The organism is Pseudonocardia halophobica (genome assembly GCF_050948485.1).
In the GTDB taxonomy this organism is placed as follows: Bacteria; Actinomycetota; Actinomycetes; order Mycobacteriales; family Pseudonocardiaceae; genus Pseudonocardia; species Pseudonocardia halophobica.
In genome coordinates this window covers 1,019,395-1,033,852 of record NZ_CP192046.1, presented here as the reverse complement: position 1 = coordinate 1,033,852, position 14,458 = coordinate 1,019,395, and the positions used below count along the sequence as shown (strand labels likewise).

13 protein-coding genes, 1 tRNA gene and 1 pseudogene are annotated in these 14,458 nt (G+C 70.7%); 10 read left to right on the top strand and 5 right to left on the bottom strand.

The window, feature by feature from the left end; all coding sequences use genetic code 11:
- A pseudogene (locus ACQP04_RS05040) lies at window positions 1-945 on the top strand (metallophosphoesterase); the annotation flags it as partial.
- Between the two features lie 185 nt (window positions 946-1,130).
- Here the strand turns inward: ACQP04_RS05040 and ACQP04_RS05035 are convergent.
- Window positions 1,131-2,303 (bottom strand): MFS transporter, encoded by a 1,173-nt coding sequence (locus tag ACQP04_RS05035; protein ID WP_433505901.1) that lies wholly within the window; start codon window positions 2,301-2,303, stop codon window positions 1,131-1,133.
- Between the two features lie 131 nt (window positions 2,304-2,434).
- Here ACQP04_RS05035 and ACQP04_RS05030 point away from each other — a divergent pair.
- Together ACQP04_RS05030 and ACQP04_RS05025 are read left to right on the top strand one after the other, a co-directional pair.
- Window positions 2,435-2,510: transfer RNA gene (locus ACQP04_RS05030), tRNA-Arg, on the top strand.
- A gap of 90 nt (window positions 2,511-2,600) precedes the next feature.
- The gene (locus ACQP04_RS05025) at window positions 2,601-4,022 is read left to right on the top strand and encodes a tyrosine-type recombinase/integrase (protein WP_433505900.1); all 1,422 of its coding nucleotides are present in this window, start codon (window positions 2,601-2,603) and stop codon (window positions 4,020-4,022) included.
- Window positions 4,023-5,209: 1,187 nt separating this feature from the next.
- Here the strand turns inward: ACQP04_RS05025 and ACQP04_RS05020 are convergent.
- Together ACQP04_RS05020 and ACQP04_RS05015 are read right to left on the bottom strand one after the other, a co-directional pair.
- Entirely contained in the window at window positions 5,210-6,907 is a 1,698-nt protein-coding gene (locus ACQP04_RS05020; RefSeq protein ID WP_433505899.1) for an alkaline phosphatase PhoX, read from the bottom strand.
- 6 nt (window positions 6,908-6,913) lie between these two features.
- Window positions 6,914-7,369, bottom strand: coding sequence for an Rv3235 family protein (locus ACQP04_RS05015; protein WP_433505898.1), 456 nt, complete (start codon window positions 7,367-7,369; stop codon window positions 6,914-6,916).
- 53 nt (window positions 7,370-7,422) lie between these two features.
- Here ACQP04_RS05015 and ACQP04_RS05010 point away from each other — a divergent pair, with 53 nt between their 5' ends.
- Complete coding sequence (locus ACQP04_RS05010) at window positions 7,423-7,974, top strand: carbohydrate ABC transporter permease (RefSeq protein WP_433505897.1); 552 nt, start codon at window positions 7,423-7,425, stop codon at window positions 7,972-7,974.
- 15 nt (window positions 7,975-7,989) lie between these two features.
- Entirely contained in the window at window positions 7,990-8,871 is an 882-nt protein-coding gene (locus tag ACQP04_RS05005; RefSeq protein ID WP_433505896.1) for a carbohydrate ABC transporter permease, read from the top strand.
- A 28-nt stretch (window positions 8,872-8,899) separates the two neighbouring features.
- Here the strand turns inward: ACQP04_RS05005 and ACQP04_RS05000 are convergent, their stop codons facing one another.
- A complete protein-coding gene (locus tag ACQP04_RS05000) occupies window positions 8,900-9,109 on the bottom strand; it encodes a hypothetical protein (RefSeq protein WP_433505895.1) in 210 nt (69 codons plus the stop codon).
- A gap of 272 nt (window positions 9,110-9,381) precedes the next feature.
- Between ACQP04_RS05000 and ACQP04_RS04995 the strand changes: the two genes are divergently transcribed.
- The 5 genes from ACQP04_RS04995 to ACQP04_RS04975 all read left to right on the top strand — a co-directional run bounded on the left by ACQP04_RS04995 (window position 9,382) and on the right by ACQP04_RS04975 (window position 13,087).
- Entirely contained in the window at window positions 9,382-10,245 is an 864-nt protein-coding gene (locus ACQP04_RS04995) for a thermonuclease family protein (RefSeq protein ID WP_433505894.1), read from the top strand.
- A gap of 168 nt (window positions 10,246-10,413) precedes the next feature.
- Entirely contained in the window at window positions 10,414-10,857 is a 444-nt protein-coding gene (locus ACQP04_RS04990) for a hypothetical protein (protein ID WP_433505893.1), read from the top strand.
- 257 nt (window positions 10,858-11,114) lie between these two features.
- Complete coding sequence (locus ACQP04_RS04985) at window positions 11,115-11,474, top strand: hypothetical protein (RefSeq protein ID WP_433505892.1); 360 nt, start codon at window positions 11,115-11,117, stop codon at window positions 11,472-11,474.
- 645 nt (window positions 11,475-12,119) lie between these two features.
- Window positions 12,120-12,311: a hypothetical protein gene (locus tag ACQP04_RS04980; protein ID WP_433505891.1), complete on the top strand. Its 192-nt coding sequence runs from the start codon at window positions 12,120-12,122 to the stop codon at window positions 12,309-12,311.
- A 182-nt stretch (window positions 12,312-12,493) separates the two neighbouring features.
- A complete protein-coding gene (locus ACQP04_RS04975; protein ID WP_433505890.1) occupies window positions 12,494-13,087 on the top strand; it encodes a class I SAM-dependent methyltransferase in 594 nt (197 codons plus the stop codon).
- 27 nt (window positions 13,088-13,114) lie between these two features.
- Here the strand turns inward: ACQP04_RS04975 and ppk2 are convergent, their stop codons facing one another.
- The gene (gene ppk2 / locus ACQP04_RS04970) at window positions 13,115-14,101 is read right to left on the bottom strand and encodes a polyphosphate kinase 2 (RefSeq protein ID WP_433505889.1); all 987 of its coding nucleotides are present in this window, start codon (window positions 14,099-14,101) and stop codon (window positions 13,115-13,117) included.
- Window positions 14,102-14,458 lie beyond the last annotated feature (357 nt).

The window sequence follows — 14,458 nt, the reverse complement described above, 5'->3', positions numbered from 1 at the left end:
GTGGTTTTCGCCGCGGGCATCCTCACCCTCCTCGCGCTGACGCACGGGTACCTCTACCTGCGCGCCGTGCGCGACACCGTGCGCTCGCGGCGGGGCCGCCTGATCGGCGCGGCCGTCCTCACCGTGCTCGGGCTCTGCATCGCAGGGGCCTTCCTGATCCGGCGCGTGCTGACGGCCGAGCAGGCCGCACCGCTGAACCACGCCGGCTACCTCTGGTTCGCCCTCGCGCTCTACTCCACGCTGGTGCTGCTGGCCGGCGAGGTGGTGCGGCTGGTGCTGCGCGCCACGGGCCGGTCCAGCCCCGAACGACGACGGTTCCTCGCCCGCGCGTTCGCGGGCACGGCGGGCGTCGTCGCGCTCGGAACCGTGACCTACGGGGCGGTCGAGGCTCGACGGCCGCGGGTGGAGCGGCGCGAGGTCGTGCTCGACCGGCTCGCTCCCGCGTTCGACGGCTTCACGATCGCCGCCGTCTCCGACATCCACCTCGGGCCGCTGGTCGACGGGGCGGACCTGCGCGGGTTCGTGGCCACGGTCAACGCGGCGGGGCCGGACGTCGTCGCCGTCGTCGGGGACCTGGTCGACGGGCCGGTGGCCGATCTCGGCGGCTACGCCGAGCCGCTGCGGGATCTCGTCGCCGACACCTACTTCGTGACCGGCAACCACGAGTACTTCTCCGGCGCGTCGGAGTGGGTCACGTTCCTGCCGACGCTCGGGGTGCGGGTGCTGCGCAACGAGCGGGTGACCCTGCGGCGGGGCGCGGCGGCGCTCGACCTCGCCGGCTGCGACGACCGCACGGCCGCCGCCTCGGGCGTCCCCGGGCACGGTTTCGACCTCGACCGCGCCCTCGCCGGCCGCGACCCCGCGGTGCCGGTCGTGCTGCTCGCCCACCAGCCGGTGATGGTCGACCGGGCCGCGCGGGCGGGGGTCGACCTGCAGATCTCCGGGCACACCCACGGCGGGCAGCTCACCCCGCTCACCCACGTCGCCCTGCTCGACCAGCCTGTGCTCGCCGGTCTGACGAGAATCGGCGGGACCTGGCTCTCCGTCACCCGCGGCCTGGGCTTCTGGGGTCCGCCGGTCCGGGTGGGCTCGCCGCCGGAGATCACGCTGCTGACACTGCGCAGCGCGGGTCAGGCGGCGACCGGCTCCCGCTGGGCGTTCCGCCTCTCCACCATCGCCGAGATCGTCGCGACGCCGAGGCCGGCGAGCGCGAGGAGGGCGGCGACGACGTTGGGCGAGGTCAGCCCGAAGCCCAGCGCGATGGCCACACCGCCCAGCCAGGCACCCAACGCGTTGGCCATGTTGAAGGCGGCGTGCATCGAGCCGGCGGCCATGTGCGGCGCGCCCTCGGCGCCGTCGATGATCCGCAGCTGGGCCGAGGGGATCAGCGAGAAGGTCGTCACGGCGAAGAGGAAGAGCACGATCGCCGCGCTGACGGGGTGGTGCATCGCCGGAACGAGCGCGAGCGCGACCACCGCGTCGGCGGCCAGGACCCCGCGGATCGCGCGCATCGGGTCGATGTCGGCCAGGCGCGCGCCGATGGCGTTGCCGACCGTCATGCCGACGCCGAACATCGCGAGCAGCAGTGTGATCGCGGCGGCCGGGTAGCCGGCGACGTCCGTGAGCATCGGCGCGACGTAGCTGTAGCTGGCGAAGAGTGTCGCCCCGCCGAGGACGGCGATGAGCAGGGTCAGCCAGACAGGGCGCCGGGTCAGAGCGCGCAGCTCGTCGGCCAGCCGCGGGCGGCCGCCCTCGGGCCGGACGTCCGGGACCACGAACCGGATCGCGGCGGCGGCGACCAGGCCGATCACCCCGACGGCCGCGAAGGTCCACCGCCAGCCGACGAGCTGCCCCAGGAGGGTCGAGAGCGGCACGCCGACGATGTTCGCGACCGTCAGTCCCGCGAACATCAGGGCCATCGCGCGGGCGCGGCGGTCCGGCGCCGCGAGCGAGCCTGCGACGATCGCCGCGATGCCGAAGTACGCCCCGTGCGGCAGCCCGGACAGGAACCGCCCCAGCATCACGAGGTGGTAGCCGGGCGCGACGGCGGACAGCAGGTGCGCCCCGCCGTACAGCCCGATCATCACGATCACCGCCCGGCGGCGCGGCAACCGGGTCGCAGCCGCGATGAGCAGCGGCGCCCCGACGACCACCCCGATCGCGTACGCCGACACGAGGTGCCCGGCCTCGGGGATCGACACCTGCAGGTCGCCGGCGACCTCGGGGAGCAGCCCCATCACGGTGAACTCGCCCGTCCCGAGGGCGAACGCCCCCAGCGCCAGCGCGAGCAGCGCGACGCGCACCGACCGCACGGTGACCCCCTTACGCACGTGGAATGCCGAACTGCTCCAGCCTAGGCCCCGAACAGGCATTCCCGGGTGTTCGACGGGTCACCGACGGCCCGCGGGCGGCGCCGTTAGGATGCTGTCCGCAAGCCCTCGTAGCTCAGGGGATAGAGCACCGCTCTCCTAAAGCGGGTGTCGCAGGTTCGAATCCTGCCGGGGGCACCACCTCTGACCAGCGATTCAGCTGGCCCTGAGGTTTTCGACCGCGAGTCGTGGAATCATTCGTGGAATCACTTGCGCCGTAAGATCCCCTGCATGCCGCGTCGCAGCCGCCCCCGGGGGCACATAGAGGAGCTGCCGTCCGGCCACTTCCGGGCGAAGGTGTACGCGGGTACCGATCCGCTGACGCGCAAGCGCCGCTACCTCGTCGAGACGGTGTCCACGGGACTCGAGGCCGAGCGCGCCCTCACCCGCCTGCAGCATCAGGTCGACGAGAACCGGCACCCGAAGTCCTCGATCACGGTCGGCCGCGCAGTGGAGCAGTGGCTCGAGGTGGCCAAGATCGAGCCGACCACGCGGGAGCGCTACGAGGACATCGTCCGCCTGTACATCGCGCCGGTCTTCGGCGAGATGCAGGCGGCCAAGCTCGACGCCGAGATGCTCGAGCGTCTGTACGCGCGACTCCAGCGGTGTCGCGAGCTGTGCAACGGCCGACCGCGGGCCGGCCACACCTGCCGCCCGCTGGCGGCGAGCACCACCCGGAAGGTCCACCAGATTCTTCACACCGCCCTCGGTCGGGCGGTGCGTTGGCGCCACCTGGGCGTCAACCCGGCGGCGGCCGCCGAGCCACCGCCTACCGGGCGGGCGAACCCCGACCCGCCTTCTCCCGCCGAGGCGACGAAGCTGCTGAACGACGCCTGGACGGACCCCGAGTGGGGCATGCTCGTCTGGCTGTCGATGATCATCGGCGCCCGCCGGGGCGAGATCTCCGCCCTGCGCTGGCGCGACATCGACGCCGACCGAGCGACGCTGTGGGTATCCCGCGCCAACTCCGAGACTCGGGCGGGCGGGGTGCGGGAGAAGACGACGAAGACCGGGAGCCGGCGTCGCATCGCCCTCGACCCGCACACCCTCGAGCTGCTCGCCGCGCACCGGAAGCTCTGGCAGGACCGCGTTCAGCTGCTCGGGCTCGAGCTCGGTGAAGACGCCTTCGTCTTCTCCACGACCCCGGACGCCACCCGGCCCTACCCGCCGAGCTCGATCAGTCAGCGCTACCGCCGCATGGCCACCAAGCTCGGTCTGCGCAGCACCCGCCTGCACTCCCTGCGCCACTACGCCGCCACCGAGTTGGTGGCCGCGGGCGTCGACATCCGCACCGTCGCCGGTCGCCTCGGCCACGGCGGCGGCACCACCACACTCAAGATCTACGCCGCGTGGGTCGAGCAGGCCGATCGCTCCGCGGCCACCACCCTGAGCGCGACCGTCCCCCGCCCCGTCCCGACGATCGGTCCGAGCGGCCCCTACGCCTCGATCGCCGACGACCTCCGGCAACAGATCGAGTCGGGACGACTGGCGCCCGGCGCCGAGCTTCCAACGGTCGCCCAGCTCGCCGTCTCCTACGGCGTGGCGGTGGGCACCGCCCACCGAGCGATGGCGAAGCTGAAGCAGGAAGGCCTCATCGACGTCACCCGCGGACCACGCGCGACGGTGGCACGGGCAGCGTCGGAGCCGGCCTGAGTCACCGGCCGTTCAGCGGCGTTCACCGTGTTCAACGCGCGCTGAACCGCCTGTGTACGCCTCACGCGTCAGTTCACACCCTCGCCAGCTACGTGGAGTTGCCGTCGAGGAGTCATGGATGATCTCGCCTCCCGCCCTTCTGCGGCCAAGTTCGTGCCGCAGAAACCGCAGAGCCGCAAAACCCGGCTCGACCGGAATTCTGCGGTTTCTGCGGTTTCTGCGGCAGCAGGTCGACCGCCTCGACCGATCGCCCGCAACCGTCCGGTCTCGTGCGGAAGCGATACGCCCTGTGAGCGTTTCGCTCCTCGTCTGCACGCGGAACGACAGGACGCTGTACGACCTGGGCCCGCTGACACCGATCGCACGGATGCACGACGTCGCTGAACGCCGAGCCCCCGCGTCCTCGACGAGAACACGGGACGAGCGCGTACATCCGACGTCGATGAACAGGCGCGGGGTGCAAATTCGTCCGCTCGACCGCGGCCCTACGCCTAAACCTGGAACCGAGACGCCTCCGCAGAATCCGCACAAACCGCAGAACTCGTAGGACTCCGGGGAAGAGTGGAATTTCGCGGATTCTGCGGATTTCGTGGATCCACTCAGGGCTCCCGGCTTGGGGCATCTGCCGACCGGCGCTTCCGCCCGTCGGGCCTCGCGCGCGATGCTTAGACCATCTTGAGGGGGACAGCGGCGACAGCCCTGTGGGTCACGATGCCTAGGTATGACGCATTTGATCTTGGTAGTTATGTCCGTTTCTGGCTTGGTGCTGCCAAGGACGCTCGGAGTGCGTCCGGGGCCTGTCGATCGGCGGCGTGTCGCTCAAGTCGAGCTTTGCGATCTCTGAGCAGAGAGGGCGCTCGCGTCCTTTTCATCGCGTTCTGCGCGCCATAGATTCGCTGCGAGAAAGCGAGGCCGGCAACAGATCGCCGCGATTGTCACGGCCTCTTCGGGGTCGGAAACAAGTGGCGATTCGCTCGCCTTGGGCTGATTTCGGGCGACCGCGAGCGGCGCGCGTCTTGCGCTTCCGCGTTGAACGCCCCACGGGGGTACGCCTGAACACCGCCCCGCTGTACAGGACCGAACGTTCACCTCGCGCGCGGCCCGAACAGCCTGGCAGCTGACAGGCCGAAGGCCGGGCAGGTTCAGCCCGGCCTTCGGACGTGACCAGAGTGTTGCGGTGCAGGTGGTCAGGCCCCGTTCGACGGTCGCCGCCACGGACCGGTGATGGCGAAGACGTGTCCTGGCGACTGGATGCCGGCGAAGAGCTGCTTCCCGTCCGCGCTGAAGGTCGGGCCGGCGAACTCGTTGCCGTTCAGGTCGTTGCGGGCCATCGCGTACGACTTCCCCTGGTCGGTGACACCGACCAGGTGCTGCACGCCCTCGCCGTCCTCGGCCAGGATCACCCCGCCGTACGGGGAGACGGTGATGTTGTCCGGACCGTCGAAGTTCGTGCCGTCCTGATCCGGCGTCGCGTTCACCGTGAAGATCGTCTTCAGGGTGATCCGCTCCTTGCCGGGCTCGTAGAACCAGATCTGCCCGTCGTGCTCGTTGACGCTGCCGTCCGACGCCCGCGCGTAGCTGGCGACGATGTACGCGCCGCCATCGGCCCACCAGGCGCCCTCGAACTTGCGGCTCCGCGTGATCGCCTCATCGGCGAACTGCTTGCGGGTCGAGGTCGTCGCCGCGAGCCGGTCGGGCACATCGACCCAGTCCACCTTGTACTGGGTACCGGGCGTGGTCGCCTCCGACAGATCCTTGACGTGCGTGCCGCCGCGGCTGCAGCGCATCGCCTGCAGGCTCCCGGCGTTCTCGGCGAGGCCCTTCAGGTTCCACTTGCCACCCTTGAAGCCCTTCGGCGGGATCCAGCGGTAGAGCAGGCCGTGCGGGTCGTTGGCGTCCTCGGTCAGGTAGATGGCCAGCGTCTTCGGATCGACTGCCACGGCCTCGTGGGCGAAGCGTCCGAGGAAGGTGAGCGGGACCGGGCTGTTGCCGACGTTCTCCTGCACCACCGGGCTGACCTCGAAGACGAACCCGTGGTCCTTGGCCAGGACTCCGGAGCCGACCGGCTTGCCTGCCTTGTCTTCGGTCTCCTCACAGGTCAACCAGGTCCCCCAGGGGGTGACCCCACCCGCGCAGTTGTTGTGTGTACCTGCGACGGAGACGTACTCGGCGAGGCGGTCACCAGTAGCGCTCACCTCGATGTTGGTGGTCCCACCTGCGGCGCCCTCGTCGTAGGTGAGACCGGGTCGGTGGGGCACGCGGAAGGCTTCGTCGCCACCGATCTCATGGTTGTTCACCAGCACGGTTCGGTCCTTGACGGTGAACGCCGCGGTGCCGTCGGTGTCGCTGGGCGTGGGCTCGCCGCCGTCGGTCAGGCGGGTGACGCCCGCTTCGGCGACGATCTTGTAGCTGAAGCCCTCGGGGAGTGACAGCAGCTTGCGGGGATCCGCTACCAGCGGCCCGTACCCGGACGCGGCGCGGGTCGGTGCCCCGTAGGCCGGACGGCCCGCGATCGCGTCGATGCTGCCGAACAGGGCGATGCCAAGGCCGACGGCTGCGGAGTTGCGCAGCATCGTTCGTCGGTTCAGGCCGGCCCCGGTCCTGGAAGCGTTCGCGGGGGTGTGGTGGGAAGCGTCAGAGGTGGTCACTGATTCCTCTTTCGGGTGGCGACGGGCCCTGGCAGATAAAGCGATCGAACCGACAAGATCGGGCTTCGTCGGTGAACAGAGCCGAAGATCGACATGAACGCTCTGCAGCAGACATCGCGGACGGAGGCCCTTCGGCGTCCCCTGCTCCCCACCGGGACTCTGCCGCGGTGGGCCAGGACAGCGCGGCAGCTCGATTGCGACGGCCCGAGGGCCGGGCGAGAAGATCTCGCTCGGCACGACCGGTCACAGGATCCGGATCGTCGAGCACACCCACCGGTCCAAACCGACGAGCGTGAACGACGCGGCCAGCGCCCGGCGCCGTCCCCGGAGCCGGACCGAGCCGGCGACCTCCACCGCGCCCTCGTGCGGCTGCAACCAATGGAAGCTCAACAATCGGGCCCCACCGCGCAGCCCGCTGGCCTCGACCGGCACCGCCCGCAGGTAGCGGAGCACCCGCGGGGCGACCAGGTGGGTGAGCTGCTTGGCCGGGCGGCGCTGGTCGAGCACCTCCACCGCCATCGTCGCCGTCCGGTGCGCCTTCCCGACCGCAATGCGGTCGAGCGGAACGTCGGTGACCGAGTCAGCGGGCGGGAGCTCGGCTGGGGCGTTGGCCGGGGCGCGGTGCCCGCAGGTGGGGCACGGGTCGAGGAAGTCCTTCCCGTCGAACACCACCGTGCGCGCCGGGCCCAACCCGAGCACCCGCCGAAGCGTGTTCTCGCTAAGCGTCGCCTGGTGGTCGAGCGTCTGGGACGGTGTTCGCGCCGATGCTCGTGGCGCCGGTCGCCGGCGCCGCGGTGTGGCAGTGGATGCTCGACCCCCGCGGCGGGCTGGTGAACCGGATCCTGGGCACCGACACGAACTGGCTGCAGGAGCCCGGGCCCGCCCAGGCCGCGATCATCGTGATCACCGGCTGGCACGTCCTCGGGTTCGCGACCCTCGTCGTCGCCGCCGGTCTGACCGGCATCGACTCCGAGTACGCCGGGGCCGCCGCGCTCGACGGCGCTAGCCGTTGGGAGACCACCCGCTGGATCACCCTGCCGCTGCTGTCCCCCACGCTGTCGTTCCTGCTGCTCATGACCCTGCTGCTCGCCGCGCAGTGGAGCTTCCCGCTGGTCGACACACTCACCCACGGCGGCCCGTCCGGCGCCACCACGAACGTCTACTACCTGTTGTGGGACTACGCCTTCGGCTCCTTCGACGCCGGTCTCGGCGCCGCCGCGGGCATGCTCTTCTTCCTCGGCTTCGGAGTGGTCGCCCTGCTGCTCGTCCGCCTCACCGACCGGCTGTCCTTCCACGACGCCTGACAACCGGGAGCCCCCGTGACCCTGCTCGAGAAACCCGCACCGGCACCGCCGGACCCCCAGACCGATCCGCTCGACGGCCCAGTGGGCGAGGGGTCCCGGCTGCGCAGCCTGACCGGGCACCTCGTGCTCGGGCTGCTCGGCCTGGCCTGCGTCCTGCCGCTGTACTGGCTCTACGCCACCTCGCTGCGCGCCCCCGAGGACATCTACTCGCTCACCCCGTTCCCGTGGCCGCTGTCCACCGCCGGCTACGCCGAGGCCTGGACCGCGCTCGACGTCCCGCGGCTGCTGGTGAACACCATCGTGATGGCCGCGATGATCGCGCTCGGCCAGCTGCTCACCGGGCTGCTCGCCGACTACGCGTTCGCAGCCTGGGACTTCCGCTTCGCCCGGACGCTCTACCTGCTGTTCGTCGCGACCTGGCTCGTCCCGTTCCAAGTGACGATGCTGCCCAACTACGTCCTGCTCAACCAGCTCGGCACGCTCAACACGATCGCCGGGGTCGTGCTGCCCAACCTCTGCTCCGCCCTCGCCGTGATCATGCTGCGGACACATGTCCGAAGCGTCCCGCGCGAGCTGCTCGAGGCCGCCCGCCTGGACGGCCGCGGCGCCTGGGCGGTCCTGTGGACCGTCGTCGTGCCCAACCTCGGCCCCGCCCTCGCCGCCCTCGGCGTGCTGCTGTTCGTCAACGCCTGGAACGAGTACTTCTGGCCCGCACTCGTCCTGCAGCGCACCAACGCCGTGCTCCAGCTCGGCCTGCGCGGCTTCATGGGCACCGAGGGCAACGACTGGGGTCCGCTCATGGCGACCGCCGGGCTGGCCTGCCTGCCCGTCCTAGTCCTCTATCTCGTCCTGCAGCGCCGCATCGTCGACGGCTTCGTCCGCTCCGGGCTCCGATGATCTCCAAGCCAGTGCGGGGTCGCGGTCCTCAGCGGCGCGGTGAGGCGGTGATCTGGTGCCGCGCGGCCTGCAGGTACCGGGCGACCTCGCCGGTGATCCGATCGGCGTCCCGGCTCAGCACGTCCGACCGCTCGTTGGCGGGCAACGAGGCGTAGGTGACGACGAGATCCTCGAGCCGGCCCAGCAACATCGCGGCCGCCTCGGCCCGCGTCTCCCCCGGAGTCAGTACACGTTCCACTTCTCCAGTTCTCCCGCACGGTCGCCGCCGCGGGCAACCGGCGCGCGGGACGAGTCGATGAACAGCCCGTGACTGCTCGACCTGCTGCTCCGGATGGCGGTCTCGCCCTCGTCCTGCTCGCCGCCGGTCGGCCCAGCGGTACGAGGTGCCCTGACCGTCGTGGCGCGCTGTTCACCAGCCCGAAGAAGCCGTTCCCCGACTCGACGCCTGCGGGGACGACTCTTCGCCCGGCCGGGCTCACCCGGCCCAAAGGATCGGAGGAGGGTGAACCCGTGCCACTGACGCTGATCAAGGGCGGTTTCCGCATCGTCGGCGCCGCCCCGGACGGGGACTCCATCCGCTTCCATCCCGACGACCCCGCCGCCTTCCCCAGAGCAGGAATCCCCGTACGCACCAACGCCACCGGCGGCGCACAGCTGCGGCTGGAGGGCATCGACTCCCTCGAGACCCACTACAGCCCCCGCGTCGGCGGCCTCGGCCAGCTCCACCAGCCGATCCGGCTCGCCGAGCAGGCCGCCGCCCTGCTCCCCCGGCTGCTCGGGTTCACCGAGGTCGAACGCGACGACCAGACCGTCGTCTCGTCCGTCCCAGAGCGGGTGCCGGGCTACATCCTCACCCGCTTCGCCGACAAGTACGGCCGCTGTGTGGCGTTCGCCTTCGGCGGCGACAGCGCCCGCAGCGACCTGGAGTCGGTGTTCGTCCGCCCCGAGGACCTGGCCGGGAGCGCCAACAGCGAGATGCTCGACGCCGGGCTGGCCTATCCGACCTACTACAGCAAGCTCTTCCCCGACCTGCGCGCCGCACTCACCGACGCCTACCGTGGCGCCCGCACGGCCCGCCGCGGGATCTGGGCCGAGGACGTGACCGAGTCCGGGTTCACCGTCACCGGCCTCGAGACGCTCACCGAGCAGGCCGTGATCCTGCCCAAGCTCTTCCGCCGCCTCGTCGACTACCTCGCCCTCGGCGACGGCGACGCCTCGCTCGACGGCTTCCCCGCCTACCTCGCCACCGTCGACGACCGGCTGATCATCGCCAGCACCGCCGCCGTCACGGGCTTCGACAACGTCCTCGACATCCAGGGGCAACAGGTCCGCATGACCCGCCCACCCGAAGACCTGATCTTCATCGAGGCCTGACGGCACCGCCAGGACCTCCTCGACGACGCGCAACGGCCACCGTCCATTGGCCGGACCGAGGGCTTCTCGTCGTCGGCCCCGCCTACCGTCACGCCATGAGCGCGACCGCCCTCGGGCACATCATGCGCGAACGAGCGCCTTTCCGAGGTGGACGGCGCCCTTGCTCGCGTGACCTCCGGTGCCCGTCCTCACGGCGCGCGGGTCCGGATCGCCCTCGACACGCTGCGAACGCGGCTCCACGGCATCCACGAGGGCTGCGACTCGATCGACGCGAAGCGCTGGTCCGAGTACCGGGCCGCGCTCGACGCCGGGGTCGACGAGCTCGACTCCGAGCTCGCCCGGGTCACCGAGCACCACGACCCCGAGGACCTCGACGACCTCCTCTACCCCCACCTCACTCGGCTCGAGCTCGACGGCTGGCGCGTACGCGCGACCCACGGCGCAGGTACGGACGAGCCGGGCTCGGTCTCACTCGACCTCATCGCCTACGCCCACCGGCAGCTCGACTCGCAGCACAGCGATGTCGGCCTGCCGAAGGGCGACCTGGAACGGATCATGGACGCCATCCGCGACAGCGTCCCGCGCGTCGGCGCAACTCCCAAGCTGGGCTGACCGGAATCGGCAGCCCACCCGCGACCGAGCTTCCGGCAGGCGACGCCGAGCTGAACGCTCGGCTACTAGATCGATCGAGGACCTACCGATCTTGGCTCTCAACGGGTGGGCTAGGACCCGGCGACGCGTCGATGAGGCGGGTGGCCGGCGGTGCATCAGTGGCGCCGGCCCGGACGGTGGGGGCACGCGCCGTCGGGCTCCAGTCTCCCGGAGGCACAATGGCTCTCACTCGTCGCGCTCGAATGATGATCAGCACGGTGGCACCCGGCATCCACGCCATCACCGTCGAGGGCACACTCGACGCCTACACCGGTCTCCGCCTGAGGCGGCTCGTCGCCACCCGACTGAAGCTCATCAGCTCCGGCCGTGACCTGACCACCGGGTGTCTGGTGATCGACCTCCGTCTCGTCGACCGGGCTACGAGCCTCGGCCTCGAAGCGGTCATCCAGGCCGGGCGAGACACGAGCCGGACGTCGGCGTCGTTCGCCCTGATCGGGGACCGGACGTTGTTCGAGGTGCTGCCGCCGGAGGACTCAGCGACAGTCACCGCGTTCCCCCGCTACCCCAGCCTCCCCGAGGCCGTACAGGCACTTGCCGCCTCGGGCCAGCACTGCTGAACACCGGCCAGATCGCGCGTGAAGCGCTGATCATCCGGAGCCGGCCACCCCGGCGGCCCGACCAATCCCCGCCGGTCGTCGCACGGTCCGGAGCTCGGCGGGAGGAAATCGTCCTGCCCCATCGGGCGCTGGGCGACGACCGGCCGGGCGACCGCAAGCCCCACGAAGTGCTCGGTGAACCACGCGCTCCAGCACCGGTCCACCCCACGCCGGTCGGGCCGCTGGAGCAGGCCGCGCCAGCCGCATTCGCACGCCGGGACGAGCGCGGTGAACGTACCCTCGGCGCAGCGGCTCACGTTCGTCCAGATGTCTGGAGAGCGCTCCGTTGCGATAGCGACCGGCGATGTAGCCCTCGTGCTCGTCGGTCGCCTCGTCTGCTTCGGGCCCGATGAACAGCATTCGAACATGGTGCGACGACCAGTTGGATGATGCGAGCGGCGTGCGGACTATTCACCGCACTCGTTTGCCAGGGCCACGCGCACGGGTTGCCTCCGCCACCTGCAGTGACGCTCCGCCCACCGCCGTCGTCTGTCTCGCGGCCGTGGTCGCGATCGTCGGGTACGGCCTGTACGTCATCGTCGCCTGACGACTCGGCCAGGTATGCGTAGCTTCGCCGGTCCCGACGCGCGCACTCGGTGCATTGCGGTGAACGTTCGGTTCGAGGACGCTCCAGCGCGCGGCCAGGTCGTCCGGTACGGCTACATGTCCATCCCGCTCCCCAGCCTGTTCTGGACGGACTCGACCTCCGGTCGCGGCACCGTCTACAAACGTGTCGAAGAGCTCCCCGACGTCACCGGGGCCTGGCTCTACCGGGAGTCCGTGCACCGGACCGGGTGAGGGCCATCCGGGATCGTCGGCCATACGCCCGGCCCGCCGGGCAACCATCGGCCACCGTCGTCCCGGCCCTTCTCAGACGCTCCACAGCGGCGGCCGTTGCCGCCGACCTCGTACCCGCTGCACGATCACTCGTGGTCCGCGACCTCGACAGGCCGGCGCGCCGGCGGAAAGCAGCCCACGAGATGAGTACTGCACTCGTCCTGCGCGAGTTCGTTCGCAACCCGCTGCGGATGGCCTCGGTGACACCGAGCTCCCCCGCCCTCGCCGCCACCATGACCGCGCCCGTCCCGAGCAGCGGGGAACCGATCGTCGTGGAACTCGGCCCCGGCACCGGAGCGTTCACCGCCGCCGTGCAACAACGCCTCGGGAGCCGCGGCCGGCACATCGCCATCGACCTCAACCCGCACATGGCCCGGGTCCTAGCCGAGCGGTTCCCTTCGGTCGAGGTCGTCACCGCGGCCGCCGTCGAGCTTCCCGCGGTCCTGGCCGACCGCGGCATCCCGACGGCCGACGCCGTCGTGAGCGGACTGCCCTGGGCGGCCTTCTCGGGGCGCGCCGGAGGACGCCTGATCGAGACCATCGCCGCCACCCTTCATCCGACCGGCGCGTTCACCCAGTTCACCTACACCTGGAGCCGCTGGGCCGCGCCGTCGCGACGCCAACACGACCAGCTCCGGGCCGCCTACGACGAGGTGATCCTCAGCCGCACGATCTGGCGGAACCTCCCGCCGGCACTGACCTACGTGGCCCGCCGTCCCCATCCTCGACGTTCCTGACGACCACCGGTCGGTCCTGCCCCACGTTCAGGTGCGTTCGCTGGCCTCGTAGACCTGTGTCGGCGGGCCGACGACGAGCGGATCCGGCTCCCCCACCGCCTCGGGATCCTTCGTCGGGTAGTCCAGCGTGGACAACACCCAGCTGAGCGCGGCGATCCGGCCGCGACGCTTGTCGTTGCTGCGCACGACCGTCCACGGCGCCTCGGGGGTGTCGGTGCGGGCGAACATCGCCTCCTTGGCGCCGGTGTACTCGTCCCACTTCTCCAACGCGGCGAGATCCACCGGGCTCAGCTTCCACTGGCGCAACGGATCGATCACCCGGATCAGGAAGCGCGTCCGCTGCTCCGCCCGGGAGACCGAGAACCACAGCTTGACCAGGTGGATCCCGTCGTCGACCAGCGACTGTTCCAGGCTCGGCGCCTGCGCCATGAACTCCTCGTACTCCCGGCCGGAGCAGAAACCCATGACCGGCTCCACCACGGCCCGGTTGTACCAGGACCGGTCGAACAACACGATCTCCCCGGCCGCCGGCAACTCGGCGAAGTACCGCTGGAAGTACCACTGCCCGGCCTCACGCGGCGACGGCTTCTCCAGCGCCACCACCCGCGCTCCCCGAGGGTTGAGGTGCTCAGTGAAACGCTTGATCGTGCCGCCCTTGCCGGCGGCGTCGCGGCCCTCGAACAGCACCAGCACCCGCGCGCCGGTGTCCTTGACCCAGGACTGCATCTTCAGCAGCTCGATCTGCAGCGCCCGCTTGCGCGCCCGGTACTCCGCCGGATCGATCCGCTCCGCGTACGGGTAGTCCTGCCGCCAGGTCGTGACCTCGCCCCTGTCACCCGCCAGCAGGATCTCCTCGTCGTCGTCGAGCTCGCGGACGGTGTACCCGTCCAGGTCGTCGAGCAGGTCCGCCGCCTCCAACGCCTCGCGCAACTCGGCGCGGGTGCGCTCGGAACGCCCCGCCCCGTGCGGAGAGCTGCGGAATGAGCCCACGACGCGGTCGAGCGAAGAGGTCATGTCGCGTTCGTAGCCGATGCACCGCGGGCCGAAACCCCGAGAGCCGCCCGATCAGCGGAGCGGGAGCGGCGAGACGATGATCCGGTGACGCGGTCCCCGCTCAGGTCGCGGGCCGTGGGCGCTGCGGGGGACGTCGGTGACGCGGAGAAGGATCTCTCAACAGACCACGACCAGGAGGTCCAGCTCATCGCGGCCTGAGCCGCCAACCATCTCACCGACGAACTGAGCGCCGAACTCTTACACCACGTCCCGGGACTTGACTCGTTGACCGGGGCTACTGCCGCTGGGTAGGGTTGCGGTAGAGGCACCGACGTCCCACGCCCGACGCCTTGGGCGTTCCACACGGGAGTTGGTCCC